This is a genomic window from Streptomyces sp. NPDC088116, assembly GCF_044741745.1.
Classification (GTDB): domain Bacteria; phylum Actinomycetota; class Actinomycetes; order Streptomycetales; family Streptomycetaceae; genus Streptomyces.
Window position 1 is genome coordinate 97093 of sequence record NZ_JBIUTF010000007.1, and the last position, 25661, is coordinate 122753.

The 25661-nt window shown below is 72.3% G+C and carries 20 protein-coding genes and 2 pseudogenes; 9 read left to right on the plus strand and 13 right to left on the minus strand.

Going from position 1 to position 25661, the window contains the following annotated elements:
• Positions 1-26 precede the first annotated feature (26 nt).
• The 3 genes and pseudogenes from ACIOJD_RS26735 (at position 27) to ACIOJD_RS26745 (ending at position 1728) form a co-directional block, all read left to right on the plus strand.
• Entirely contained in the window at positions 27-743 is a 717-nt protein-coding gene (locus tag ACIOJD_RS26735; protein ID WP_401918827.1) for a hypothetical protein, read from the plus strand.
• Positions 740-1275 (plus strand): annotated as a pseudogene (locus ACIOJD_RS26740) (recombinase family protein); the annotation flags it as partial. The gene ACIOJD_RS26735 and the pseudogene ACIOJD_RS26740, both read left to right, overlap by 4 nt.
• A 138-nt stretch (positions 1276-1413) precedes the next feature.
• A complete protein-coding gene (locus ACIOJD_RS26745) occupies positions 1414-1728 on the plus strand; it encodes a hypothetical protein (RefSeq protein WP_401918179.1) in 315 nt (104 codons plus the stop codon).
• Positions 1729-1848: 120 nt separating this feature from the next.
• Here the strand turns inward: ACIOJD_RS26745 and ACIOJD_RS26750 are convergent.
• Positions 1849-2055 (minus strand): annotated as a pseudogene (locus tag ACIOJD_RS26750) (VOC family protein); the annotation flags it as partial.
• Positions 2056-2181: 126 nt separating this feature from the next.
• Entirely contained in the window at positions 2182-4863 is a 2682-nt protein-coding gene (locus ACIOJD_RS26755) for a helicase C-terminal domain-containing protein (RefSeq protein WP_401918181.1), read from the minus strand.
• A gap of 193 nt (positions 4864-5056) precedes the next feature.
• Here ACIOJD_RS26755 and ACIOJD_RS26760 point away from each other — a divergent pair, with 193 nt between their 5' ends.
• Positions 5057-6328: a hypothetical protein gene (locus ACIOJD_RS26760; RefSeq protein ID WP_401918182.1), complete on the plus strand. Its 1272-nt coding sequence runs from the start codon at positions 5057-5059 to the stop codon at positions 6326-6328.
• A 138-nt stretch (positions 6329-6466) separates the two neighbouring features.
• Here the strand turns inward: ACIOJD_RS26760 and ACIOJD_RS26765 are convergent, their stop codons facing one another.
• From ACIOJD_RS26765 to ACIOJD_RS26775, 3 genes are read right to left on the minus strand one after another with little or no spacing between them, the layout of a single operon-like run.
• Complete coding sequence (locus ACIOJD_RS26765; protein WP_401918184.1) at positions 6467-7393, minus strand: ABC transporter ATP-binding protein; 927 nt, start codon at positions 7391-7393, stop codon at positions 6467-6469.
• Positions 7390-8496: a FecCD family ABC transporter permease gene (locus ACIOJD_RS26770; protein ID WP_401918186.1), complete on the minus strand. Its 1107-nt coding sequence runs from the start codon at positions 8494-8496 to the stop codon at positions 7390-7392. Before ACIOJD_RS26770 ends, ACIOJD_RS26765 begins: the two co-directional genes overlap by 4 nt.
• A complete protein-coding gene (locus tag ACIOJD_RS26775; protein WP_401918188.1) occupies positions 8493-9572 on the minus strand; it encodes a FecCD family ABC transporter permease in 1080 nt (359 codons plus the stop codon). Before ACIOJD_RS26775 ends, ACIOJD_RS26770 begins: the two co-directional genes overlap by 4 nt.
• 102 nt (positions 9573-9674) lie before the next feature.
• On the opposite strand from ACIOJD_RS26775, the gene ACIOJD_RS26780 reads away from it, so the two are divergent.
• Positions 9675-10337 carry an HAD family hydrolase gene (locus tag ACIOJD_RS26780; RefSeq protein WP_401918190.1) on the plus strand — a complete coding sequence of 221 codons (663 nt, stop codon included), beginning with the start codon at positions 9675-9677 and terminating at the stop codon, positions 10335-10337.
• Between the two features lie 67 nt (positions 10338-10404).
• Here ACIOJD_RS26780 and ACIOJD_RS26785 read toward each other — a convergent pair whose 3' ends face one another.
• Positions 10405-10620, minus strand: coding sequence for a hypothetical protein (locus ACIOJD_RS26785; RefSeq protein WP_401918829.1), 216 nt, complete (start codon positions 10618-10620; stop codon positions 10405-10407).
• A 304-nt stretch (positions 10621-10924) separates the two neighbouring features.
• Here ACIOJD_RS26785 and ACIOJD_RS26790 point away from each other — a divergent pair, with 304 nt between their 5' ends.
• A complete protein-coding gene (locus ACIOJD_RS26790; RefSeq protein WP_401884676.1) occupies positions 10925-11308 on the plus strand; it encodes a cold-shock protein in 384 nt (127 codons plus the stop codon).
• A 107-nt stretch (positions 11309-11415) separates the two neighbouring features.
• Here the strand turns inward: ACIOJD_RS26790 and ACIOJD_RS26795 are convergent, their stop codons facing one another.
• From ACIOJD_RS26795 to ACIOJD_RS26810, 4 genes are all read right to left on the minus strand, one after another.
• On the minus strand, positions 11416-12264 hold the full coding sequence (locus ACIOJD_RS26795; protein WP_401918191.1) for a 1,4-dihydroxy-6-naphthoate synthase: 849 nt from the start codon (positions 12262-12264) through the stop codon (positions 11416-11418).
• Entirely contained in the window at positions 12261-13013 is a 753-nt protein-coding gene (locus ACIOJD_RS26800; protein ID WP_401918193.1) for a futalosine hydrolase, read from the minus strand. The genes ACIOJD_RS26795 and ACIOJD_RS26800 overlap by 4 nt, the downstream gene beginning before the upstream one ends.
• A gap of 147 nt (positions 13014-13160) precedes the next feature.
• Positions 13161-13640 (minus strand): DUF2771 domain-containing protein, encoded by a 480-nt coding sequence (locus ACIOJD_RS26805; protein ID WP_401918194.1) that lies wholly within the window; start codon positions 13638-13640, stop codon positions 13161-13163.
• A gap of 230 nt (positions 13641-13870) precedes the next feature.
• Positions 13871-15217: an MFS transporter gene (locus tag ACIOJD_RS26810; protein WP_401918196.1), complete on the minus strand. Its 1347-nt coding sequence runs from the start codon at positions 15215-15217 to the stop codon at positions 13871-13873.
• A 521-nt stretch (positions 15218-15738) separates the two neighbouring features.
• Between ACIOJD_RS26810 and ACIOJD_RS26815 the strand changes: the two genes are divergently transcribed.
• Positions 15739-16707 carry a DUF3027 domain-containing protein gene (locus ACIOJD_RS26815; RefSeq protein WP_401918197.1) on the plus strand — a complete coding sequence of 323 codons (969 nt, stop codon included), beginning with the start codon at positions 15739-15741 and terminating at the stop codon, positions 16705-16707.
• A gap of 308 nt (positions 16708-17015) precedes the next feature.
• On the opposite strand, the gene ACIOJD_RS26820 is transcribed toward ACIOJD_RS26815, so the two are convergent.
• Positions 17016-17960 carry an SDR family NAD(P)-dependent oxidoreductase gene (locus tag ACIOJD_RS26820; protein WP_401918198.1) on the minus strand — a complete coding sequence of 315 codons (945 nt, stop codon included), beginning with the start codon at positions 17958-17960 and terminating at the stop codon, positions 17016-17018.
• A 153-nt stretch (positions 17961-18113) separates the two neighbouring features.
• Positions 18114-19058, minus strand: coding sequence for a hypothetical protein (locus ACIOJD_RS26825; protein WP_401918199.1), 945 nt, complete (start codon positions 19056-19058; stop codon positions 18114-18116).
• Between the two features lie 463 nt (positions 19059-19521).
• Between ACIOJD_RS26825 and ACIOJD_RS26830 the strand changes: the two genes are divergently transcribed.
• Positions 19522-20610, plus strand: coding sequence for a serine hydrolase domain-containing protein (locus ACIOJD_RS26830; RefSeq protein WP_401918201.1), 1089 nt, complete (start codon positions 19522-19524; stop codon positions 20608-20610).
• Between the two features lie 57 nt (positions 20611-20667).
• Here ACIOJD_RS26830 and ACIOJD_RS26835 read toward each other — a convergent pair whose 3' ends face one another.
• Positions 20668-21891 carry an alpha/beta hydrolase family protein gene (locus tag ACIOJD_RS26835; protein ID WP_401918203.1) on the minus strand — a complete coding sequence of 408 codons (1224 nt, stop codon included), beginning with the start codon at positions 21889-21891 and terminating at the stop codon, positions 20668-20670.
• Between the two features lie 619 nt (positions 21892-22510).
• Between ACIOJD_RS26835 and ACIOJD_RS26840 the strand changes: the two genes are divergently transcribed.
• A complete protein-coding gene (locus ACIOJD_RS26840; protein WP_401918204.1) occupies positions 22511-25624 on the plus strand; it encodes a sacsin N-terminal ATP-binding-like domain-containing protein in 3114 nt (1037 codons plus the stop codon).
• Positions 25625-25661 lie beyond the last annotated feature (37 nt).

Below are 25661 nucleotides of genomic sequence, written 5' to 3' on the forward strand. Positions count from 1 at the left end.
GCAACCGACAGCCGCTGGAGATCATGATGCGCTCGCGTCTCGCCAACCGTTCCGCCCGTCTCGTACTGGCCGCCGCGGCCGTGACGGCCCTCGCCGCCACCGCCACCGCCTGCGGCCCCGAGGACGCCGCGGCCACCGGCAGCTCCGCGGCCACCTCCGCCGCCTCCGCCGGCAGCGACAGCTCCTCCAACGAGGGCTCCTCCAGCGACAGTTCCTCCGGCGAAGGCTCCTCCGCCGGCAACTCGTCCACCGGCGGTTCCGGTTCCAGCGGCTCCGACGCCGGCAGCTCCACCGGCAAGGCCGCCGGCTCCGAAGACGGCGGGAAGAGCGGCTACGGGCAGTCCTGCGGCACCAACGACCTGGACTTCACGGTCACCTACGAGTCCCAGGCCGGCGGCCACTACCGCGTCACCGCCAAGGCCAAGTCCGGTATCACCTGCTACCTGGACGTGAACACCCCGAGCGTGTCCTTCGGCTCCGGCGCCGACGGCGTCGCCTCCCCCGTCGGACAGGGTGGCGAAGACCCCATCAAGCTCAGCGGCTCCGCCGTCGCATACACCGGTATCAACCCCAAGACCACCAACAGCGATGGCGGCACCGAGTTCGGGAACGTCATCATCGCCACCACCGAGGACGACCCCAACCCCGCCGAGCTCGAACTCCCCGACACCGCCACCGTCGACAAGCCCATCGTCACCAACTGGTCCACCAACCCGTCCGAGACCATCCCCGTCATCGTCTGACACCTCCACACCAGGGCACCAAGACCCTGCGGGGTGGCCGGTGCGTGCGGCTCTCCGTGCTCACCGACGAGACCACCAGTCCCGAGCGGCAGCGCGAAGCCGACGACACAGCGGCGGCAGCACTCGGGGTCGAATTCGCCGGGGGTGACGCACTCCGCGAAGCCGTCCACCTGGACGTGAGCGCGTCCGAGTCCGCGTTCGGCCCCTTCGGTCCGCAGCTCAGCGGATGGCTCGCGCGCCCCGATGACTTTGACGCGTTGGTCTGGTGGCGTTCCGACCGCGCTATCCGGTCCATGGCGCACATGCACGAACTCGCGAAGTGGGCGAAGCGTCATCGCAAGATGCTGTGCTCATGTCGGCGTTCGCCGCTCAGGTCGAGTCGCAGAGCACAAAGACCGCGTCACCGGCGCCATGGCGGCAATCCGCAAGATGCCGCTTCGGTGGCGTGGTGGCGGTCGCCCCCGTACGGCTACATGCCCGCCCCGCCCAAGGAACACGGGGTATCGGCTGGACCCTCGTTCCGGACCCCGATGGGCGCCCCGTTCGGCCAAGTGCCGTGCGGGGCTTCTGCGTGCTCCGTCCGGGTGATCGGCGCCATGCCCCCGCATCAAACACGGAGAACACGGAAAGTCACGGGTCGTAACGGTTGGCCGTGACGGAAGGGGTACGCATGAAGATCGTCGGCAGGGCACTGGTTGCGGCGGGTGCCGCGGTGATGCTCGGTGTCGGGTTCCCGCTCAACGCTCAGGCGGCACAAGGGTCATTCAGCTATCACACGAAGCCCGGAAACCATCAGGCCTTCTTGAACAACCCTCAGGACCAGCAGTGCTACACGGTGGGGAGAGCGGGCGGGCTGACGGAGAACAACACCAACCGTGACGCTGTGCTGTACTCCCACCGGAACTGTTCTGGCAGTGCCGTGACGATGCACCCGGGTGACTCCCGCACCATCGACCAGTTCGTCTCGGTCAAGTTCGTGCGCTGAACGTGGCCTGACCCCGTAGCGCGCGCCGCGAATGACCGGACAGCAAACAGCCCCGTTCGGCCAAGTGCCGTGCGGGGCTCCTCCGTTGGCGTTGACGTGCGGATATGGTCAGAACTGGTGGTCAGATGTGTTGGGGTCGGCCAGCACCACATGCCTCTCTTCCGGGAGTTGGCCCACGTCGATGTGTTTCCCGCCGAGTTCCAGCGCCCTGGACACCGTCTGGCGCTGGTCCTGCCGGGAGGCGCTCGTCAGGTCGAATTGCGCCCTGTTCCGGCCGGACTTCGGCTCCTGGCCCGGCAGGAAACGGATGCGGAACGCGGCGGTATCCCTGTGCGCCTCCGATCCGTTGACGGCCGGTACGGCGCCTCGCCCTCTCCGCGGGCGCAGCCTAGACCGACCGTGCGGCACCCGCATCCGAGTTCCCGTCGCGGGGCCTCCACCGGCGGCAACCCACTACGCCGGGTCGTCGGCCAGTTCGGCCACGCCCGTGATGCGGTGCAAGGGGTACGTGCGGACCTCGTCCGCCGTGTGGTCGTACGCCGTGACGAAGCCGCCCTCGACCCGGACCGGTGCGATGACGCGCTGGCTGGCCGCGCCGTCGGCGTTGACGTAGCCGATCCAGACCGCGGAGCCGGTCATCGCGGCGGCCTGGACCGTCGCGAGGGTCTCGGCGGAGGTCGTACGGGGCAGCGCGCCGTCCCTGGAAGCCGCGGCCGTGGCCGCCTCCGCCGCCGAGGCGCGGCGGGACGCGGCCGAGCGGGAGGCGGGGGAGGACGGTTCCGGGACCGGTTTACGGACGGCCGTGGCTGCCATGTCTCCCGCCCGGATCGCCCGTACCGCGGCGCCGAGCAGCGTCCCGTCCGGCACGGGCGGACCGTCCGGAACAGGGGCCGGCGCGGTCCTGGGCGGTGTGCGGTGGGCGTGGGCGCGGGTGATCAGGACGTCGCCCTCGGCGGACTCGGCCGCCGGCGCGAACCCCATGCCGCGCAAGCCCTCCAGCAGCGCCGCCGGGTCGGCGTGCGCGGCCAGGACGGTCGGGGCGAGGCGGCGCATACGCATGCCCTGGGACCGCTTGTCGGCGAGGATCTCGTCCAGTACGGCCTCGTCGTCGCAGCGTACGTACGCCGAGGCGGAGCCGACTCTGAGGTGGCCGTGCTTACGGGCCACGTCGTCGATGAGGTAGGCGAGCGGCTGGGGGACGGGCGTACGGCTGTGGTTCTTGAGGAAGTCGTGCAGGTCGGACGCCGACTGCCCGGCGTCCAGCGCACGGCGTACCGACGCGGGCGTGAAGCGGTAGACCGTCGCCCCGCCCTTCGACTCGACGTCGGCGGCGATGGACAGCAGTTCGGCGAGGTGCCGCAGCAGCGGACCGGGCGCCACGGCCGTCAGGTCGGCCTGGAGGAGGACGTGGTCGAGGGGCTCGGGGAGGAACGGCGCGAGCGCGTGGGCGGCGCGCCGGCCCGCGGCGGCGAGTTCGGCCGCGGTGGCGGGCGGCGCGGGGTAGCTCGTACCGGCGTGCATGTCGGACTCGGGCGCGCCCGAGTCCGATGCGAACGCGCCGGAGGCCGGTGCCAGCAGTGCGCGGGCGTGCGACGCGAGTGCGCCCCGGCCCGTGATGCCCAGCATCTCCGCCTCGTTCAGGGTCCAGGCCGCCAGCCGCGCGCGCAGGTCGTCGGACCGGCCGGCGGCCGACGCGCCGCGCAGCGGGCGTTCCCAGCGCAGCCGCGCCAGCAGCGACTCGGGGTCGGGGGCCGTGCCCTCGGGGAGGGTGGCGAGCAGGTCGAGGATCCGCCGCCGCACCTCGGGCGCCTGGCCGCGGTCCAGGTCGGGGCCGAGCACGGCGAGCGTCCGGCCCTTGCTGTCCTGGCTGCCGACCAGGCCCGCCGTACGCGTGGCGGCCAGCCATGCCGTGGCGAGGCGGGCCCAGCGCTCCGGGGGCGGGAGTTCCTGCCAGTCGTCGTACGCGGGCGTCGGCGCGTACCGCTCGTCCGTCTCGCCGTCCGCCGCCAACAGGCCTGCCGCGTAGGCAAGTTCGACCCAGAAGGCGGCCACCGGCTCGGTGACCTCCAGGGCGGTGGCGGTGCGCTTGAGGTCGCGTACGGACAGACCGCCGGCGCGCAGGACGTTCGGGCCGCCCTCGTTCCAGTCCTTGGCCAGCTCCTCGATGGTGGCGAGCGCGGTGTACGCCTGGCCCGCGGCCGCGCTGTCCACAACCTGTGGACGGCCCGCGGCCCCGGAGCCGGACCCCGAGCCGGACCCCGACCCGGACCCTGAACCGAACCCCGGTCCGGCCCCGGAGCCCGCGCCGTCCGCGCGGGGCGTGACGGCGGGGGCCACGGGCTCCGGCGTACGGTGCGCGCGCCCGGCGCGCAGATGCAGCGCGGCCTCGCGCGGCAGCACGACCGTGCGGGTCGTCGCGGGCAGCAGCAGCCCCCGATCGCGCAGCCACTGCACGGGCGGCGTCGGGCTGGACGTGACCTCTCCGTACGGCGGCCCCCACACCAGCCGGTCCAGGACCGCCAGCGCGTCCATCGGCGCGGTGTCGAGCAGGGCCGCCATGCGCGTGCGGTCGGTGAAGAGCGCGGTGAGCGAGGCGACGGCGGAGACCGGATCGTGCGTGGAGGGCAGCCAGGCCGCGGTCAGGATCTCCTGGAGGCGGCCCGGTGACATGCCGGAGGTGGCCTCGGCGACGGTCGGCCCGAGGCCGGTCGGCGAGGGGTGGGTGGAGGAGGGGGCGAGGAGTTCACGGGCGGTACGGACCAGCCTCAGCCGGTCGTCGCCGCCCCAGATCAGCGCCTGGTCGCGGAGCGTACGGACCGCGCCGGGCAGCGCCGCCTCGATCCGCGCGTCGCCCTCGTCGCCGGTCAGCAGCGCGCGGAGCGTGTCGTACGGCGCGGGCTCCGGCGCGACGGCCAGCGCCTCCGCCGTCTGGAGCGTGAACCGGTCGAGCCGCTCCAGCGCCCGTACGACCGACGCGCGGGTGCCCGCGCGGGTCGCGAGCTGGGAGAGGTCACCCGGTACGGGGTTGAGCAGATCGGGGCGGGCGCGCAGCAGGGCGGCGAGTGACTCGTCCCCCTGGGTACGCAGAGCCTCCGCGAGCGTGCGCGGTGGCGTACCGCCGGTTCCTTCTGGCACGTGCGCCTCCTGCTCAGGCTTCGCGGGTCCCCATCCGTTCCACGTTAGCCCCTGAGGGGCGCTCTGCCCGCGCTCCTCGGCCCTGGGGTCGGCGGCGGCCTTCTCCCGACAGCCTCTTCGTACTGGACGTAGGGGGATGACTCCGACACCATCGCCTGCGGGTGCCGTAGTACGCGTGGGTGCGGAGGACCGTGTGGGGATCGAGAGCGACCAGCTCGTTTACGACTATCTGAGCCGTGTCGGTGATGTGGCCCAGCAGCAACATCTGCCGTCCGGGGACCGGATGCGGCTGGTCTCGTCGCTGCGGAACGAGATCGACAGACAGCGCGGGAAGTCCGGCGGCGACAACCCGGCGTCGGTGCGCCGCATTCTGGGACGGCTGGGGTCGCCGGACGCGGTGGTCCAGGCGGCTTCGTCGGGCGACGGGGATACGGGCACGAGCGCGGGCGGCATGAGCGCGGACGCGCACCCGGACAGGGATACGGATGCGGGCGCGGGTACGGGTACGGGTACGGGTACGGCGTCACCGCAGGCCCCCGTGGCGCCGGAGCCCCCGGGGCCGGGGGTACCGGAACAGCGGACGCGGTGGATGAAGGGCCCCAGGGAGCCCAAGCAGCCCAAGGCGGCCAGGGAACCCAAGGCGGCCAGGGAACCCAAGGTCGCCCGGGGGTGGCCGGGCAAGTCCGGCAAGTCAGGCGGGTCCGGCAGGTCCGACAGATCGGGCGCGTCCGGCGGGTCTCTGATCCCGGAGCAGGCCTCCGCGTCGCCGTCGTTCCCCGCCCTGCCCGCCGCCTCGCCGCCCCACCTGGCCGGGATGGACGAACTGGGCCCGTCCACCGGCTCCGGCGGCCAGCCCGACTGGTGGCGGATCGAACCGGGCCCGCTGGGCATGGCGGGCGATACGGCGACGGGCGCCCGGGGGTTCGTGGGCGGGGTGGAGATCCCCGCGATACTGAAACCGCCGCCGGAGGACGATCCGGACGACCCGGAGGGCGCCGAGAAGAAGCCGGAGGCGGTCGAGGCCGCCGAAGAAGAGGCCCCGACGGGCGGCGAGAAGCGACGCGCCCTGTGGCGCCGCGCTCTCGCGCGCCGCGGCGCGGCGAAGGAGAAGGCCGCGCCGGGCGGGTCGGCCAATCCGTTCCTGCTGCTGGCCGCCGCGCTGCTCGTCGTCGGGGCCGTCATCGGCTCCTGGCTGGCCCTGGGCGGCGGCTGGCTCCTCGCGTACGCCTCCCGCACCCTCTCCGCGGCCGAGTCGAAATGGGCGGTCTTCGGGCTGCCCGGGGTCTCGGCCGCCGGTGGCCTGGTCTGGCTGTGGGGCCGTCTGGACGGCCGCTGGGGCGAGGCCATCCCCAAGGACGGCATGGCGGACGCCCTGTCGGGGCTCTGGCCGGTGGTGCTCCGCACGGCGGCGGTGACCTCGGCGCTCTACCTGGTGTGGCGAGCGCGCCGCAGGCGAGCGGGGTGACGGGGCCGGCGCCTTGGACCGTCTCTCGTACCGGAATGCCCGCGCCACGGGAATTCCGGTACGAGAGACGGCTGTCGGCCGGTGCGCGGCTGGGCTGAGGCTGGGGCCCTGGCTACGGCTCGGCCCGTCGGTCCACGGCTACGGCTCGGCCCGCCGGTCCACGGACCCCGCCTCCGACGCCCCGGCCGCCGGTGCCGCCGCCTCCGGCCGGTACGGCGCCCCCGGCACCGACGCCCCGGCCGCCGGTGCCACCGACTCCGACTCCGCCTCCGACTGCCCCGGCCGGTACGGCGCCCCCGGCACCACCAGTGGCGAGCCCGTCACCGGGTCCGGGACCACCACCGACTCCAGGCCGAACACCTCACGTACCAGCTCCGCCGTCACCACCTCCGACGGATGTCCCTCCGCCACGATGCGGCCCGACTCCATCGCCACCAGGTGGTCCGCGTAGCGCGCCGCCTGGTTCAGGTCGTGGAGGACGATCACGACCGTACGGCCCTGTTCGTGGTTGAGGCGGCGGACCAGGTCCAGGACCTCCACCTGGTGGGCGATGTCCAGGAAGGTCGTCGGTTCGTCCAGGAGCAGCAGGTCGGTCTCCTGCGCCAGTGCCATCGCGATCCAGACGCGCTGGCGCTGGCCGCCCGACAGTTCGTCCACCGGCCGGTCGGCGAGCGCGGTCACGTCCGTACGGGTCATCGCGTCCGTCACCGCGCGCTCGTCCTCGTCCGACCACTGCTGCCACCAGCGCTGGTGCGGCTGGCGGCCGCGCGAGACGAGGTCGGCGACCGTGATCGCCTCCGGGGCGGCCGGCGACTGCGGCAGCAGGCCGATCGACCGCGCGATCCGCTTCGTCGGGATTTTCGCCAGCTCGGTGCCGTCCAGCAGCACCGACCCGCCCTTCGGCCTGAGCAGCCGCCCCAGCGCACGCAGGGTCGTCGACTTGCCGCAGGCGTTCGGGCCGACGATCACGGTCACCCGCCCGTCGGGGACGGCCAGATCCAGTTCGTGGACGACCGTGTGGTCGTCGTACGCGAGCGTCAGTTCCCGCGCGGTGAGCCTGCTCATGCGTTGCCTCCTGCGGTACGTCCCGGACGGCCGGTACGGCCGCGGACGATCAGCCAGATCAGATACGGGGCGCCCACCGCCGCCGTCAGCACTCCCACCGGCAGCTCCGTCGGCGACAGCAGCCTGCGCGCCAGCAGGTCGGCGGACACGACGATCACCGCGCCCAGCAACGCCGAGCACAGCAGCGGGATCTGCGCGGTACGGGTCATCCGCCGCGCGATCTGCGGCGCCAGCAGCGCCACGAAGTCCACCGGCCCGGCCGCGCCCGTCGCGACGGAGGCCAGCACCACGCCGAGCAGCACCAGACCGAGCCGTACGCGCCCGAGCCGTACCCCCAGCGCGGTCGCCGTGTCGTCGTCCATCGAGACCGTCCGCTGCGCGTACGCCGCCCACAGCGCCGCGGGCAGCAGCGCCACCAGCAGCCAGCCGAGCGGCGCGGCCTCGTCCCAGCCGCGGCCGTTGAGCGAACCCGTCATCCACACCTGTGCCTGCTGCGCGACGAGATAGTCGCCCTTCGTCAGGAACAGCGTGGTGACGGACCGCAGCGCGATCGCGAACCCGATGCCGATGAGGACGAAGCGGGTGGCGTGCAGCCCGCCGCGCCAGGCGAAGACGTACACCAGCGCCGCCGCCAGCACACCGCCGGCGACGGACAGGTACGGCAGGACGGCGAACGAGGTGACGCCGAACGTCATCGCACCGACCGTGAGCGCGCCCGCGCCCTGGCTGATGCCGATGATGTCCGGGCTGGCGAGCGGGTTGCGGGCGACCGTCTGGATCAGCGCGCCCGCGACCCCGAACGCCAGGCCCACCAGCAGCCCGACCACCATGCGCGGCAACCGCAGTGTGCCGACGACGAGTTCGTCCGGCGACGGCTGCCCGCTCAGCACCCGCACGACCTCGGACGGGGGTACGAAACCCTCGCCCACGCTCAGATAGGCGACACACACGGCGGCCATCAGGACGGTGAGCGCGGCCGCCACGACGGCCGCCCGCCGGTGCAGCAGGAACGTGCCGCCGCCGATCCGTACGCGGGTGTAGCCCGCGGGGCGTACACGGCCCGCGGGCCGTGCGCCGTCGGGAGACTCGATGGCCGTCGTCATGCCGGCACCGCCTTCCGGCGTACGAGGGTGACCAGGAACGGCACCCCGATCAGCGCCGTCATCACACCCGCCGGGATCTCGCCCGGCGGGAAGACGATCCGGCCGACGACATCGGAGACGAGCAGCATGACCGGCCCGATCAGCGCGGCCATCGGCAGCACCCAGCGGTGGTCGGAGCCGACGATCGCGCGGGCGATGTGCGGAACGGCCAGGCCGACGAAGGCGATCGGACCGGCCGCCGCGACGCCCACCCCGGTCAGTACGGTCGCGCCGAGGCCGCCCAGGATCCGTACGGCCGCGATGTTCTGGCCCAGCCCCTTAGCCACGTCCTCGCCGAGCGCCAGCGCGTCCAGACCACGGGCCACACAGACCACCAGCACGGTGCCCGCCAGCAGGAACGGCCAGATCTGACCGGCCACTTGGGCATCCCGGCCCGCGATCGAACCGACCTGCCAGAAGCGGAACTCGTCCATGGTCGCCGCGTCCGTCGTCAGTACCGCCATCGTCACCGACACCAGCAGCGCGTTGATCGCGGCGCCGCCGAGGGCGAGTTTGACGGGGGTCGCGCCGCCGCGCCCGCGCGCGGCGATCGCGTACACCGCGACCGAGGCGAGACCCGCGCCGGCGAAGGCGTACCAGACGTACCCGGTGAGGGTGTGCACCCCGGCGAAGGCGATGGACAGGACGACACCGACGGAGGCGCCCTGGCTGATGCCGAGGATGCCGGGGTCGGCGATCGGATTGCGGGTGATGCCCTGGAGCGCGGTGCCCGCGAGGGCGAGCGCGGCCCCGACCATCAGGCCGATCAGCGTGCGCGGCACCCGCAGGTCGCGGATGACCTCCGCGTCGTCGCCGCCCCCGCCGCGCAGCAGCGCGTCCACGACGGCGGAGGGAGCGACGGCGCGCGCCCCGACCGCGAGGCTCAGCAGCACCGCGAGCAGTACGGCGACGACACCGGCCACCACCCAGCCGGCCCGGCGGGCGATCAGGACGCCCTTGGGGCTCCTCGTACTCCCGGTGCTTCCCGGGCCTCGGGTGCTTCTCGTGCTACGGGTCGTGGGGGCGGCGGCTGGCATCGGCACCAATCAGGCGGGAGATCATGGGTGGTTAGGATTGGCTAAGTTTAAGCGCCTGGTTCCGGACATCAGCAGCCGCGACGGTCCAGCCACAATGGCCCCATGGTTTCTCCCACGGATCGCTCCGCGCCCACGGTCGGCTTCGACCTCGACATGACCCTGATCGACTCCCGGCCCGGGATCCACGCCGCCTACCGGGCGCTCTCCGCCGAGACCGGCGTCCCCATCGATGCCGATCTCGCGATCGGCCGGCTGGGTCCGCCGCTCGAACAGGAGCTGGTGCACTGGTTCCCCGAGGACCGGATCGCGGACATGGCCGACCGCTACCGGGAGATATATCCCACATTCGCGATCACGCCCACGCGCGCTCTGCCCGGCGCCCGCGAGGCCGTCGCCGCCGTCCAGCGGCTCGGTGGCCGCGTGCTGGTGGTCACCGCCAAGCACGAGCCGAACGCCAAGCTCCACCTGAGCCACCTCGGTATGGAGCCGGACGTGGTCGTCGGCTCGCTGTGGGCCGAGGCGAAGGGCGTGGCGCTGCGCGAGTACGGCGCGGCGGTGTACGTGGGCGACCACGTCGGCGATGTGCGCGGGGCGCACGCGGCTCGGGCGCTCTCCGTCGCCGTACCGACGGGGCCGTGCGACGAGGAGGAACTGCGCGCGGCCGGCGCGGATGTGCTCCTGCCGGACCTGACGGCGTTCCCGGCCTGGCTGGAGAGCTATGCCGCGGCCGGGCGGGACGTGTCGGCGACGGGTCCGTCGGCGTGACGGGCCCATCGGCCTGACGGGCCATCGGCCTGCGCGTCCGTGGCGCCCTTGAGCGGCCGTGGCAGCCCTACGAGGCCGTCGCAGCCGCCGACTTGGCCTGCCTGCGCTGCGCGGAGATCGACCGCAGGACGCCCGCGCCCGCGATCAGGAACCCCACCCCCATCAGCATGCAGACGCCGTACGCGATCGGAGGGAACGGTTCCGTACCCAGGAACAGCGGGGCGACGGTGACCAGAGTGGCCACGGCGCCGACGATGAAGACGATCGCGCCGATCCGGACCAGCCCGTCGCCGGGCCCGCCCTCATCGGCCGCGCGGCCGTTCGCGGGGCCGTTCGCGCGGTCCGCCGCCCGGTCGGTCACTCGGTCGTTCGCTCGGTCCGTCGCACGGGGTGCAGGAGTAGCAGTCACGCCACCAGGGTAGTTCCCTGCGGACAGCAGCAGACAGGAACCGTACGGCAACGTCTTGTCACCAGCCCCTGGACCATTAGCCTTGGAGATGGCGGGTCGATCGACCCGCTGTAGTGCTATCCAGAGCCGTTTTCTGTGCGCGCCAGCGCCCCCAACGAGTACGAGGACGAGGACAGACGTGCCTACCGGCAAGGTCAAGTGGTTCAACAGCGAGAAGGGCTTCGGCTTTCTCTCCCGTGACGACGGCGGCGACGTCTTCGTGCACTCGTCGGTCCTCCCGTCCGGAGTCGACGCGCTCAAGCCAGGCCAGCGCGTGGAGTTCGGCGTCGTCGCGGGTCAACGCGGCGACCAGGCGCTCTCGGTGACGGTCCTCGACCCGACGCCCTCGGTCGCGGCGTCCCAGCGCCGTAAGCCCGACGAACTGGCCTCGATCGTCCAGGACTTGACGACGCTGCTGGAGAACATCACCCCGATGCTGGAGCGCGGACGGTACCCCGACAAGGTGCACGGCGCGAAGATCGCGGGCCTGTTGCGGGCCGTCGCGGACCAACTGGACGTGTGAGGCACGCTCGTTGGGCGTGTGACGTGCTCTGCCTGGACTTGTGACAGGCGCTCTGCCTGGGCGTGGGACAGGCGCTCTGCCTGGACGTGAGACAGCAGGCGCTCCGCTCAGACGAAACGCAGCGCGTGCTGGCCGAGGGGCGGTACCAGCCCCTCGGCCGCCGCGCGTGTGAGGAGCCCGCGGACCGCCGCGTAGCCGTCGTCGCCCAGGTCCGCCGTGAACTCGTTGACGTACAGGCCGATGTGCTGGTCCGCCACCGCCGGGTCCATCTCCTGCGAGTGCGCCAGGACGTACGGGCGTGACGTCTCCGGGTCGTCCCAGGCCATCCGGACCGACCTGCGGATCGACTCCGCCAGCAGCTGGAGCTTCTCGGTGCCCAGCGAGCGCTTCGCGATGATCGCGCCCAGCGGGATCGGCAGGCCCGTCGTGGCCTCCCAGTGCTCGCCCATGTCGGCGAGGCAGTGCAATCCATAATTCTGATAAGTGAAGCGCGCCTCGTGGATGACGAGTCCGGCGTCCACCTTGCCGTCCCGTACCGCGGGCATGATCTCGTGGAAGGGCAGCACGACGACCTCGCCCACCCCGCCGGGGACGACATCCGCCGCCCACAGCCGGAAGAGCAGATACGCCGTGGAACGCTCGCTCGGCACGGCGACGGTCTTCCCCGTCAGGTCGGTGCCCGGCTCCTTCGACAGCACGAGCGGGCCGCAGCTGCGGCCGAGCGCGCCCCCGCACGGCAGCAGGGTGTACTCGTCCAGGACCCAGGGCAGCACGGCGTACGAGACCTTCAGTACGTCGAACTCCCCGCGCTCCGCCATGCCGTTGGTGATGTCGATGTCCGCGAAGGTGACATCCAGACCGGGCGCGCCCGGTACCCGGCCGTGCACCAAGGCGTCGAAGACGAACGTGTCGTTCGGGCAGGGCGAGAAGGCGATCTGAAGCGGTTGCGGGGTCATGACGGCTCCTCGAAGACTGGGGTGAGCAGCGTGAACGCGTACCGCAGCGAGTCCAGTGCCCGGCCGATCTGCCAGGAGCCGCGGTCACGCGGGCCGACGGCGTTGGAGATCGCGCGGATCTCGACGCACGGTACGGAGTGGGCGGCGGCCGCCTCCGCGACGCCGAATCCCTCCATCGCCTCGGCGGCGGCGCGCGGATGGCGCGCGGCCAGCTCGGCGGCGCGGGCGGCGGTGCCGGTCGCGGTGGAGAGGGTGAGGACGGGCGCGCGGACCGCCGAGGTGAGCGGGTCGGCGTTCAGGACCTCCGCCATACGGGCCGTCAGCGCCGCCGGCGGATGGTGGACGCTGCGGCCGAAACCCAGTTCCTCGACCGGCAGATGGCCGTCGGGGGTCTCGGCGCCCAGATCGGCGGCGATGATCGCGTCCGACACGACGAGCGAGCCGAGCGGGGCGTGGGGCTCGAAGCCGCCGGCGATACCGGCCGAGACGACCAGGTGGTACGGAGGGTCGTACGGAGAGGCCGCCAGTGCGGTGGCCGTGGCGACCGCCGCCGCCGTCGGGCCGACCCCGCCCGCCAGGACGTCCAGTACCGGTATCTGCACGGAACCGGGCCGGGGCACGAACTGCGCGAAGCCCGACACCTCGTAACCGCCGGTCAGCTCCCGGGTACCGCTGGCGGCGTACCGGGTGATGCCTTCGGTGACGGCCTTCGCCTCCGCTGCCACCGCTGTCACTACGAGCACACGCATGGCGGAGAGCCTCCCAGGGGCACCCGGCCGTTCGGACCTCGTCCGGGTTGACGCCGGGTTGGTTCAGTTCACTGCGGGAAGGCCCGGTGCGGACCCTCGCGGGCGGTTCAGGATGTCTCCCCGTGGGTCAGGAAGACTTCTCGAAGCTCAGGAGGACTTCTTGAACTCGAAGTGCCAGATACCGGTGAGCTTCTTGCCGTTGGCCTCGACGATGCTGACCTGGGTGTCGTTCGTGCTCTGGCCGGTCTGGCTGGTGAAGAAGGCGCTGCCCGGGATGGTCCGGTACGTCTTCTTGTACGGCTCCTGCTCGGCCTGCTGGCCGTTGATGAAGAGGGTCCAGCCCTTCTCGGCGATCTCCGGGTCCACGCCGAAGCGGACCTTGTCGTCCATGGAGATCTCGATCTTCTTCTCCGCCTTCTTGTTCAGGCAGGGCTGATAATCGGCTTCCTTGATCGCCTTACCGTCGTTGTAGCAGGTGGCCTGCGTGTTCACCGACTCGTCGCCGACCGTCACGGTCGCGAGCGGCGTCGGCTTGTCACAAGCGGCGAGGACGAGGAGTCCGGCGGACGTGGCACCGAGGACGACGCCGACCCGACGGGCCCTACCAGAGAAGAACGCAACGGTCATGGGGCGAAGGCTATCGGTCGCCCGCACTCACGCCGCGAGGGGGTACGGCGAGCCGTCGGCGCGGCTGCCGGGCGGGGCGGGTGAGGGGCGGGTGAGGGGCGGTTCGGGAGGTCGCGGACGGCTGCGGTCTTCGTGCGCCTTGTGTGCGGTGCGCCTTGTGGTGCGCCTTGCGCGGGCACGCTTCCGTATCGCCTCACGCCACGCGGGCGTGCGCCACTGCCTCACGTGCCTCACGCCACGCGGGCGTGCGCCGTGCCGCGTCGGGCCGCGCCCAGCAGCCCTCGTCCCGCCAGCAGTCCGCCGAGCGCGAGGAGGCACGCGGCGGTGGACATGCCCAGCACGCCGTTGAGCGGCAGCGCGATCCCGATCGCGCCGCCCACCACCCACGACATCTGGAGCACCGTCTCCGAGCGCGCGAAGGCCGACGACCTGACCTGCTCCGGGACGTCCCGCTGGATCACCGCGTCCAGGGACAGCTTCGACAGCGCCTGGGTGAGTCCGGCGACCGCGCACAGCGCGGCCATCATCACGCCGCCGAAGAACAGCGCGGCGAAGATCGCGGTGCCGAGCGCGATGGCCAGCACGCTGACGATGATCAGTTCGGGGCCCCGGGCCTTGAGCCAGGCGCCGACGGCGGTGCCCAGCGCGTTGCCCGTACCGGCCGCGACGGCCACGATGCCGAGGGAGACGGCCGCGTTCTGGCCGGCGAGCGGGTGCTCGCGCAGCAGGAAGGCGAGGAAGAAGGTCAGGAAGCCGGAGAGCGCGCGATGCGCCGCGTTCGCCTGGAGGCCGTGCAGGACCGACGGGCCGACCGTACGCAGACCGGGCCGCTGCTCCCCGTGCGTGACCAGATGCGCCTTGCGCTCGCCCTTGGCCGAATCCACCGTGTGCGGCAGCGTGAAGGCCAGGAACGTACCGGCGAGGAAGATCACGCACGCCCCGTACAGCGGCCACTGCGGGCCGATCTGGTGCAGCCCCGCGCCGATCGGGGCCGCGACGCCCGTGGCGACCAGCCCGGCGAGCGTGACCCGGGAGTTGGCCCGTACGAGAGAGAAGCGCGGCGGCAGCAGACGCGGCACGACCGCGCTGCGGACCACGCCGTACGCCTTCGACGAGACGAGCACGCCGAGCGCCGCCGGATACAGCTCCAGGCCGCCGGTGGACACCGCGCCCGAGATGGCGATGGCGAGCACCGCGCGGACCAGCATGGCACCGGCCATGGCGGCGCGGCGGCCGTGCGGCAGACGGTCGAGGAGCGGGCCGATGACCGGCGCGAGCAGGGCGAAGGGGGCCATCGTGACGGCGAGGTAGAGCGCGACGCGACCGCGTGCCTCGTCCGTCGGTACGGAGAAGAACACGGTCGAGGCGAGCGCGACGGTGATCATGACATCGCCCGCGCCGTTCACGGCGTGCAGCTCGATCAGTTTGCCGAGACCCGATTCGCCCGCGCCGTGCGCGTGGGTGGCCTTGCGGATGCCCTTGGCGGTGCCGGTGAACGGGAGGCTCAGCACATGACGGATGGCCCGCCCGGTCCTGCGGAGCGGGCCGGCGGAGTCGGACGACCTTACGGCTGCCACCTCGTCATAGTGCCCCAGGGAGCGGCGCCGCGAACCGATCCGTCGTATGACAGGGCCGTGCCGGTGCACGGACGAAGGACCCGGAGCGGGGCGCATGGCCGGGGCCCGGCCCGTCGGCGCCGCTGAATTTCCGGACGCGCCCGGAAGTCTTCCCGGAGGCCCGAATGTGACCTTGGCCCCTCACCGCCGGGCCCTGACCGCTCCGTACCGGCTCCTTGCCCCTCCCCACAGGGGCTTCTCGCAGGGTTACGGCCTGGTTGCGGTGTGGCCCGAAGTACGGGAAAGGCGACGTGCAGGTGGGCGGGGGGCGGCAGAGAGGGTAGCGTGCGTAGCGCGCCACCGGCGGTTGTTCTCGGCCGCGCGCCTCTTCGTGATCCCGCAGAATGGATAACGGTTGGGTGTGCCCGAGGAGAGATCGGGCGTGGACGTCGATGCGGCCCTCAGGTCCGCTCCGCCCTCGGCTCGTACATCGCGAATCGGCCGGCGCACCCGTGAGACGGCGTAGGAGAGAAGCGAGACCTGTGAGTGCTGCGACGACGCGAAGCCGAATCCCTGACCGCCTGTGCGCCGAGGCGGTAGACCTCGCGAGGTCGGCCGCCGAAGAGGCGGCCGCCCCCGGGATCGTCGGGGAACATGTCTCGGCGGTGGCTGACGGGGACCGGGTCGTCACCCATTACTTCGAGTGCAAAGAGCCCGGCTACCGGGGCTGGCGCTGGGCGGTGACGGTGGCGCGGGCTTCCCGCGCGAAGAACGTCACGCTGGACGAGACGGTCCTGCTGCCCGGCCCGGACGCGCTGCGGGCGCCCGAATGGGTGCCCTGGAGCGAGCGGCTGCGGCCCGGTGACATGGGGCCCGGCGACCTGCTGCCCACCGAGGCGGAGGATCTGCGGCTGGAGCCGGGCTACACCGGCGAGGACGAGCCGCCGCCGGACTCGGCGCTGGCGGAGGCCGGGACGGACGAGGAGCCGGGCGCGGCCCCGGCGGCGGCTCTCGCGGAGTCGCCGGTGGACGTGGTCGCCGACGAGTCGCCGGACTCCGTTTCAGGCTCGGCGGACATCGCGGTCGCACGCGGCACGATCACGTCGGTCGCCGAAGAACTCGGCATGCGCCGGGCGCGGGTCCTGTCGCGGTACGGCCTGCACGCGGCGGCCGACCGCTGGGAAGAGTCCTTCGGCCCGAAGACCCCGATGGCCCAGGCGGCGCCCGCCCCCTGCGTCTCATGCGGCTTCCTGCTGCCCCTGGCGGGCTCGCTGCGGCAGGCCTTCGGCGTCTGCGCGAACGAGTTCTCCCCGGCTGACGGCCATGTCGTCTCGCTGGCGTACGGCTGCGGTGGCCACTCGGAGGCGGCGGTCATGCCGAAGCCACCGCGCCCGCCGCAGCCGGTGCACGACTCGATGGCGACGGACGCGTTCCCGCTGAGGCCGCCGCGGGACAGCGGGTCGGTGCTGACGGGGGCGGCGGACGAGTCGGAGGACCTGGGGCACTCCTAGCTTCCGCGGGCTCGGGGCGTGGCCTTGGGCCGTTTCTGGGCTCGGGCTCGGGCCGGTGGTGCCGTTGTCCGGCGTGGGCGCCGGTTGGTGGTGGGTGCGGGGGCCGGGGCCTCCGGAGGCGCGTGTTCGGACGGCATGATGTACGGCGCGTGCGGCTTTGTTCTTCGGGTGCGGGCCGGTGTGCGCCACACATCACGCTTCAGTGTCCGGACACGCACCTCCTGCACCCCCGGCCCCCTCCCGCCGGTGGGCGCCCTCCGGCAGTCGGTCGTTCCGCTCAATGCGCCCGGGTTTGTGGCGAGTTGACGTCATCGGGGACATAGGTCGACGCCGGTCAGGTCACGGCTGGCGTCCCACAGCCGCGCCGCTGCGGAGGTATCGGTGAGGTGCTTCCACGCCGGTTCACATCGGGGCTTGCCGCGCAGACCGAAAACGCGAGGTCCCCACAGCTGCCCTCCGCGCACGGTCGGGTCGAGTACGGCTCGGACCGCGGGCCATGCGCCGGCGTGCTTGCCCTGGATGAGGAAAGCGGCTGGTGCCGCGCGGAGCCGCGCGCCGGCGGTCCGCACATGGACTGGCGGCCGGGACGGGGTCAGGGAGTCCAGCGCGCCGCCGGGATGGACCACCACGCTTGCCACCGTGCTGCCGACGGCGCGCAGGCGGCGGTCGAGTTCGAGGCCGAAGTGCATCTGCGCCAGCTTGGAGCGTCCGTAGGCGCGCTTGGGCCGGTAGTCCTTCGAGGACTGAAGGTCGTCGAGGTCGAGCCGCTCGGACTTCGCCGCGAAGCTGCCCACGGTCACGACGCGGGCCTCCGGTGCGGCCGACAAGAGCGGCATCAGCCAGTGGGTCAGCGCGAAGTGCCCGAGGTGGTTCGTGCCGAACATGAGCTCGTGACCGTCCCCGGTCTCCCGGCGCGGCGGGTCGTCGAGCGCGACGCCGGCGTTGTGGACCACCGCGTCGAGGGATTCCACATCCAGTGATTCCGCCGCTGTTCTGAGCGAGGAGAGGTCGGCGAGGTCCAGCCGTACGGCCCGCACCCGCGCGCCAGGTACCCGGGTGCGGATCGAGGCCGTGGCGACTTCGGCCTTCGCGGGGTTCCGGCTGCCCAGTACGACAGTGGCTCCGGTCGCGGACAACTGCTCCGCGACGAAGTACCCGATGCCGGCGTTGCCGCCGGTGACCAGGAAGACGCTGCCATCGGCACGCGGCGAACGGCGAACATCCCAGGGCAGGTTGGAGGACGTGGGCGACATGGCGGCGGGGCTCCCTTGCTGTTGAAGGCGGCTGGGGCTGCCCTGTGGAGCAGCTCGACGCCCACGGTTCCAGCGGCCCCCGACACATCGCCTACGGATCACCGACAACCCGGGCACCCGCGTATCGCCGCTGTGGTTGCCATCGTGAGGCCGTCAGCCGGTCCAATGGTGCGCATAGAGCTTTCGGGCTTCGCGGAAATTGGTGACGGTGTTTTCCTCGATGGCGTCCAGCGGCAGGGCGTGAGAACGACCGCTGTGCACCCAGGTGAGATGGGTCAGAGCGTAGGCGGCCAGGAACAAGTAGTGCGGGTGCGTATAGGTCTTGATGGTCGCCGCACTGCTGTAGAAGGGAGAGAAGGACTCTCCGTGAAACCGTTCGTTCCGGGCGGTGTACAGCAGGCCGCACAGCAGGATGCGCAGCCGGGCGGAGAATGAGAGAGCGACCGGAGTCCCTGCGATGTCGAGAGATTCCCCGGACAGGGCCCGACGGAGCAGCATGGATCCGCGGCGAGCGGTCTCTGGCGCCGGGTCACCGTATTTTTCCTCGACGAGGGTGAGGAAGTTCTTGATCTCGACGGGCAAAGGATCACCGGTGCTGTAGCCCTGCAACAGCCTCTTACGGGCCTTGTCGCTGCTTCCGGCCGGCTCCTGGGTGACGAGCCGCTTGAAGAGGAACACGCAGGTCTGGCTGGGGATGCTGCCGAGCACCGTTTCCGCGATGGGGCCGGACAACAGGGGTTCGGCACTCAAGTTCCCCAGCGCTTTCGTGATATTGATCCGTCCGTCTGGAGGGGTGGGCAACCATGCGACTGAGGACTTTTCGAGCACTTTCCATACGGAATCGAAGGCGATATCGGGGCGTCGAGGTAAGGCGTCGAAGGCTTCCATGAGGAAGGAAACCTGTGTGTTGTACCAGAGGTCGTCCGAATATTGCAGCGGGAGGGGCACGAAGAAGAGGGAGCGTGTGCGCGCCACCCGCTCGGCGAACTGCTCCTCGATGAGCAGACGCCGGCGCTCCTCCAGGATCCCGGACCGGCTCCAGGAGGCAATTATGTCGATCCGCTCGCGTCGTTGATGAGACCGGCCCTGCGACTCCATTGAAATCCCCCTCCGTTACTCCCGGTGGGGCCGTCGCCGAGGCCGAGTGGCACAGCCACCCGATCTTGAGGCCACGGCCCTCCGCAGCGGCTCGTCGTCCATCTCGCTTTCCGCGATTCGGCGGCTGCGCTTCCAGGAGAGTAACGGCCCTGGGCTGTGAGCGAGTGAGTACGCTGCAACGGCTTGCCGGTGCGCGCGCGGACCGATGAGTTTCTGGGCGAGTTCAGGTCATCATCAAGACGGCACATGACGCCTACCGGAGGCCATGCCGGGTCGGCTTGCCGGTGCTGCTTCTCCGGTGCCGGTCGGCGAGCCTGCCTCATGGAGGATGTGACATGTTGGACAGCGAACCGGATGCTGTGCCGGAGCCGTTTCCGTCTCCAGGCGCGCGGGCGACGCCGCGGACGTCCGCGGCGGCGGTCCTGGACCGGTCTCGCCGCACGTGGCCGGGCCGGTGACGATCATGCCCTCACCGCAGCGAGAGGTCCAAAGCGTCCTCGACGAACTCGTTGATACCGGAGCCGAAACCGGCTTGCAGGTTGCCGTTTACCACCGTGGTGCTCTCGTTGTCGACGCCGTCGCAGGCATCGCCGACCGTCGGACCGGGCGCGAGGTGACCCCGGAGACTCCGTTCTTCAGTTTCTCCGCCGGCAAGGTCATGACGTCGCTGATCGCTCACCTGCTCGTCAGGACCGGTGCCATCGGGTACGACACACCGGTGGCCGGCCTGTGGCCGGAGTTCGCGGCCCATGGCAAGGCGACCGCGACTCTTCGGCACGTGCTGACGCACTCGGTCGGCGTGCCGGCGATGCCTTGTGGCATCGGCCCCGCCGGCCTGACCGACTGGTCGCGGGTCTGCACCGCGATCGCCGGCGCCGAACCGCGGTGGCGGCCCGGGGCCGAGACGGGGTACCACTCGTTCACCTTCGGCTTCCTCGTCGGCGAGGTCGCGCGCCGGGCCACCGGCAAACCGATGCGGCAGCTCTTGCGCGAGTGGGTGACCGTGCCGCTGGGTATCGACGGTGACCTGTACTTCGGTGTGCCCCGAACCGATCTGACCCGGCTGGCGCGACTCGAAGACGGCGCACCGCCCCCGGTCGCCCCACCTGACGGCGATACCGTTCTCGCGCCCTGGGAACTGCGACCGACCGCGGCCATGGGCAACAGTGACGAGATCCTGCGAGCGGACATCCCGTCGGTCGGCACGTTCACCGCGCGGGGAATCGCCGCCATGAACGCCGCGGTCCTCGACGGCCGGCTCATTGATTCACACCAGCTCGAGGAGTTGACGGCGGTGGCCTTCGAGGGGACGGACCAGGTGTTCGGCAACCATGTGCGGCTGGCCCTGGGGTATCCGCTCGGCCGCATCGGTACTCGGCCGGACGAGACACCTACGACGTTCGGCTGGGTCGGTGGTGGCGGCAGCTATGTCTATGCCGACACCGCCACCGGCACCTCCTTCGCCATGACCAAGACCCGTCTCACCCCCCACTTCGACACCGCGCGGAGACTCGCGGACGTGACCGCGGCCGAGATCACCCCACGTGCCTGAGACGAACCGCGCCTCGGCCGGCCCGGAGAACGGCTCGGTCCATCGTCACAGGAGGCCCTAGCCGGCCGGTCGCTGCTCGTCGAAGAAGTCGACGATGCGGGGCAGTGCCTGTTTCACCGAGCTGTTGTGGTCGTGGTCGCCCACATCGGTGAGCCGGTGGGCGGCGTGGTTCTTCGTCAACTGGGTCGCGCAGTGCTCGGCGTTGGTGAAGGCGACGTCCTTGTCCCCCTTGGCGTGGAAGATCTGTACGGGTACGTCCGGCCGCCAGTCGCAGGTGTTGTCCAGGGCGCGCAGTCTGTCCTTGAGGACACCGCCGGGCTTGCGGATCTTGTCCAGGAAGTCCGCGGTGAACAGGTCCTTCGCGGCGGCGGGCAGTTCGCGCTGGATGTCGGCTCCGGTGTGGTGGCCGTCGAAGAGCCGCTCCACCTTCTGGTCGAACGGGGTACGGAACGCCTCGCTCGGGGAGTCGTAGAGCCCGTACATCCTGTTCCAGGCGGTGACGAAATAGGCCAGGTAGAGACCGGAGTTGGCGATTCTGTCGTCCGCCGCGGCGGCCTCGAAGGCGCTCAGGTCGAAGGGGCCGCCCACCGGTGCGAGGGCGCCCGGCCGGAAGTAGCCGTCCGGGCCTGCCTGTTGGAGTGCCCGGCCCACCATCATCGTCGCGGGCCCGCCCTGGGAGAACCCGCCTATCTGCACCTTCCGCTCCAGTTCGCGTCCCTTGCGGTGGGCGAGGGTCCGTGCGGAGCGCAGTGCGTCGACGGAGGCGGCCACGGTGGCGCCCGGGTCGCCGTAGGGGTGGAATCCGTCGCCCTTGCCGAGACCTACGTAGTCGGGGGCGGAGACCGCCCGCCCGGTGGACGCGAAGAGCAGGGCGGCGCGCCGGTCGCTGGAGTTCGGGTTCACCGAGGCGACATCGCCCTTGTGGACGGTGGTGCCGTGCAGCCAGGAGACGACGGGCAGCGCGCGGTCCTGGCTGTGCGGCAGGACGACGAGCTGGCTGGCGACGGTGGGGGCGCCGGCGCTGTCGGTGGTGCGGTAGAGGACGCGGTACCAGGTCACGTCGTACCGGACCCGGGAGTTGTCGATTCCGGCGTTCTTCAGGCTCTCGGCCACCGTGGCCGCGGAAACGGTGCTCTCCTCCTCGACACTCAGGATGGCCCCGGCCTCCGTGGGACGGCTGTGCGTCTCGGTGGCCGCCGCCGGCGCGATCAGGGCCGTGGCCATCCCGAGGACGGCCGTGCCGGAGACAAGAGCCCGTACATGTTTGCGTCGCGTACTCATGGCCTGATCATGTGGGTCGCCGGTACCTCCGGGACATGGAGCGAGCACCCACGTTGTCGGTGGGGCAGGCTGGTCAGGGTTCACCTAGGGTCTTTCGTTTGGATCAGGCCGGATCAGGGAGCGGGGTCTGGTGCCGTGGATCGCAAGGCGGAGGAGTGAGGCGACGCGGCGGGGGCACCTCCCACGCCCTTGAGGCAGTGGGGGAGTCGTGGAGTGACGACAACGCGGCGAGGCGCGGTGCCGGGGCACGCGAGCCCGGCAAGATCCAAACGAGAGGCCCTGAGGGCTGTCCGGTCGGTCCTGTCGGATCGGCCCGGGTGTCCGGCGCCGTGGATCGCAAGGCGCCGGGGTGCCCGCGGGGTGGTTTCCTGTGGGCGTTCCGGCATCGCGGCGAGGTGGCGCCCGCCGCGGCGTTCCGGGCCGGGCGAAGACCGGCCGGACAGGGCCTGAGGGTGCGCAAGCGGTGCCCTCCGCCCGGCAGGGTGGACACAGGTCGCGGCGTGCCGCTGGTGCGGGTGCCACGAGGGCGTCCGCGGCGCCCCGGGCCACCGTCGAGCGGCGACCCGCGATACCTTCGGGCACTCACCTACAGCGCAGGCGGACAGAGCGGAGTCACAGCGTGAGCGTCAGGACGACCGAGGGGGCCGACCCGTTCGGAACGGCGCGGCTGCGGCGTGGGGTGCTCGATGCGTGGGGGGCCAGTCCCGCGCGGTTCCGGGAGGACGCCAACGCCGAGGAGGACCTCGCGCTCGGCGGTTACCGCGACCGGCTCGTGGTGGAGCTGGCCCAGAACGCCGCCGACGCCGCCGCCCGCGCCGGGGTGCCGGGGCGGCTCAGGCTGACCCTGCGGCCGGGCACGGCCGACAGCCCCGCCGTACTGGTGGCCGCCAACACCGGCGCCCCCCTCGACGCGGCCGGCGTCGAGTCGCTCAGCACGCTGCGCGCCTCCGCCAAGCGGGAGGGGCACGAGAGTGCCGTCGGACGGTTCGGTGTCGGGTTCGCCGCCGTGCTCGCGGTCAGTGACGAGCCCGCGCTCGTCGGGCGGCACGGCGGAGTCCGCTGGTCGCTCGCCGAGGCCCGGGAGCTGACCGGGCAGGTCGCCCAGGCGAGCCCCGGCCTCGGGAACGAACTGCGGCGCCGCGAAGGCCACGTACCGCTGCTGCGGCTGCCGCTGCCCGCCGAGGGCACCGCGCCCGAGGGGTACGACACCGTCGTCATCCTGCCGCTGCGCGACGGTACGGCCGCCGATCTGGTCGAGCGGCTGCTCGCCGGGGTCGACGACGCCCTGCTGCTGACGCTCACCGGGCTCGCCGAGGTCGCGATCGAGACCCCCGACGGGGAGCGGGTCCTGCGCCGGTCGCAGGACGGCCCGTACGTCGACGTCGACGACAGCGCGAGCGGCGCCACCCACCGCTGGCGCGTCGTCGGCCGCCACGGGGCGACCGACCCCGCCCTCCTCGAAGGACGCCCCGTCGAGGAGCGGCTGCGGCCGCACTGGTCCGTCACCTGGGCCGTGCCCGTGGACGGCGAGGGCGCCCCGGCCCGGCCCCGTACCGCGCCCGTCGTGCACGCGCCGACGCCCACCGACGAGCCCCTCGGCGTACCCGCGTTGCTGATCGCCTCGCTGCCGCTGGACACCACCCGGCGCCATCCCGCGCCCGGACCGCTGACCGATTTCCTGGTCGGGCAGGCCGCCGAGGCGTACGCCGAACTGCTCGGCGGCTGGGAGCCGGTGACCACCGGCACCATCGATCTGGTGCCGGGCCCGCTGGGCAAGGGCGAGCTGGACGGCCGGCTGCGGGCGGCGATCCTGGAGCGGCTGCCCCGGGTCGCGTTCCTCGCCCCGGCCGGGCCGAGCGAGGAGCTGACCGCGCTGCGGCCCTTCGAGGCGGAGGTTGTGGAGGGCGCGGGCGCCGACACCGTACGCGTCCTGGCGGAGGTGCTGCCGACGCTGCTGCCCGCCGGGTTCGAGCGGCGGGCCGAGCTGCGTACGCTCGGCGTGGGGCGGCTGCCGCTCGGTGACGCCATCGAGCGGATCGCGGGCGCCGAACGTCCGCCCGCCTGGTGGCGACGGCTGTACGAGTCGCTCGCGGGCGTCGACCCCGACCGGCTGTCCGGACTGCCGGTCCCGCTGGCCGACGGGCGTACGACCATCGGGCCGCGCCAGGTCCTGCTGCCGCTGCCCGACTCCGAGGGGGCCACGGACCTCGCCCGGCTGGGGCTGAAGGTCGCGCACCCCGAGGCCGCCCACCCGCTGCTGGAGAAACTGGGCGCGCTGCCCGCCACGCCACGCGCCGTACTGACGACCCCTCAGGTGCGGGCGGCGGTCGCTGCCTCGCTCGATGTGGGGGAAGTGTGGGACGAGGACGCTGACGCGCCCGACGCCGAGGAACTGGCCGAGACCGTGCTCGGGCTCGTACGGGACGCCGGTCTCGAGGCGGGGGACGAGCCGTGGCTGGGCGCGCTCGCGCTGACCGACGAGGACGGTGAGCCGGCTCCGGCCGGTGAACTCGTGCTGCCCGGAAGCCCGTTCGCCTCCGTCGTGCGCGAGGGTGAACTCGCCTTCTGCGACGCCGAGCTGGCCGAGCGCTGGGGCGAACAGCCGCTCGCCGCCTGCGGGGTGCTGGCGGACTTCGCGCTCGTACGGGCCACGGACATCGTCCTGGACCCGGACGAACTGGAGCCCCGCGACGGGGACTTCGCCGAGCCCGATGACGCCGGGCTGCTGGACGCCGTCGATGTCTGGTGCGAGGACGTGCTCGACCGGCTGCCCGAGACGCCGGTGCCGCCGGTCGCCACGGAGATCGTGGCCGTACGGGACCTGGACCTGGTGGACGACGACGCGTGGCCGCAGGCGCTGGCGTTGCTGGCGCGGCCTCCGCTGCGGGACGCGCTGACCCAGCCCGTACGGATCCTGCTGCCCGACGGCACGACGGAGACGGTGCGTTCGTACACCGCGTGGTGGCTGCGCGATCATCCCGTACTCGACGGGCGGCGCCCGGCCGGACTGCGGGCGAAGGGCGGGGACCCGCTGCTGGCGGGGCTGTACGACTCCGTGGACGCGACGGGTTTCGACGACGCGCAGGTGCTGCGGGCGCTGGGCGTACGGACGTCGGTCGCCGCGCTGCTCGACGAGCCGGGCGGGGCGGCCGAACTTCTCGGCCGGCTCGCCGATCCGTCGCGGGAGGTGAGCCCGCAGCAGTTGCACGCGCTCTACACGGCGCTCGCCGACCTCGATCCGGAGCAGGTGACCCTGCCGTACGAGCTGCGCGCGGTCGTGGACGGCGAGCCGCAGGTGGTCGACGCGGCGGACGCGCTGATCGCGGATGCGCCCGATCTGCTGCCGCTGGCGGGGGAGTCGGCGCTGCTGCCGGTGTCGCCGACGCGGGTGGCCGAGCTGGCGGAGCTGCTTCAGGTGCGGCGGCTGAGCGAGAGCGTCGTCGCGGAGGTGACCACGCAGGGCGAGGAGCACACGGTCCCGGACCCGGTCCATGTCCTGCTGGGCGCGGGTACCCCCGAGACGTACGTCGAGCACGAGGAGCTGCTCGTGGGCGGCGTCGAACTGGACTGGCGCCGTACGCCGGACGGAGTGGTGCACGCGGCGACGCTGGAGGGCGTGGCGGCGGGGCTCGCCTGGGCGGCGGGGCAGTGGCCCCGGCGGTTCGAGGTGGCGGCGCTGCTGGAGGATCCGTCGCGGACGGAGGAGCTGGCGCGTAACCGCTGGTTCGACTGAGCGTCGGCTCGGGTGAGTTGGGCCGGCCTTCGGCTCG

Coding starts and splice junctions, on each gene's coding strand:
- ACIOJD_RS26735 (WP_401918827.1), top strand. CDS start 27: ATGCGCTCGCGTCTCGCCAACCGTTCCGCCCGTCTCGTACTGGCCGCC.
- ACIOJD_RS26745 (WP_401918179.1), top strand. CDS start 1,414: ATGAAGATCGTCGGCAGGGCACTGGTTGCGGCGGGTGCCGCGGTGATG.
- ACIOJD_RS26765 (WP_401918184.1), bottom strand. CDS start 7,393: ATGAGCAGGCTCACCGCGCGGGAACTGACGCTCGCGTACGACGACCAC.
- ACIOJD_RS26770 (WP_401918186.1), bottom strand. CDS start 8,496: ATGACGACGGCCATCGAGTCTCCCGACGGCGCACGGCCCGCGGGCCGT.
- ACIOJD_RS26775 (WP_401918188.1), bottom strand. CDS start 9,572: ATGCCAGCCGCCGCCCCCACGACCCGTAGCACGAGAAGCACCCGAGGC.
- ACIOJD_RS26780 (WP_401918190.1), top strand. CDS start 9,675: ATGGTTTCTCCCACGGATCGCTCCGCGCCCACGGTCGGCTTCGACCTC.
- ACIOJD_RS26795 (WP_401918191.1), bottom strand. CDS start 12,264: ATGACCCCGCAACCGCTTCAGATCGCCTTCTCGCCCTGCCCGAACGAC.
- ACIOJD_RS26800 (WP_401918193.1), bottom strand. CDS start 13,013: ATGCGTGTGCTCGTAGTGACAGCGGTGGCAGCGGAGGCGAAGGCCGTC.
- ACIOJD_RS26805 (WP_401918194.1), bottom strand. CDS start 13,640: ATGACCGTTGCGTTCTTCTCTGGTAGGGCCCGTCGGGTCGGCGTCGTC.
- ACIOJD_RS26820 (WP_401918198.1), bottom strand. CDS start 17,960: ATGTCGCCCACGTCCTCCAACCTGCCCTGGGATGTTCGCCGTTCGCCG.
- ACIOJD_RS26825 (WP_401918199.1), bottom strand. CDS start 19,058: ATGGAGTCGCAGGGCCGGTCTCATCAACGACGCGAGCGGATCGACATA.
- ACIOJD_RS26830 (WP_401918201.1), top strand. CDS start 19,522: ATGCCCTCACCGCAGCGAGAGGTCCAAAGCGTCCTCGACGAACTCGTT.
- ACIOJD_RS26835 (WP_401918203.1), bottom strand. CDS start 21,891: ATGAGTACGCGACGCAAACATGTACGGGCTCTTGTCTCCGGCACGGCC.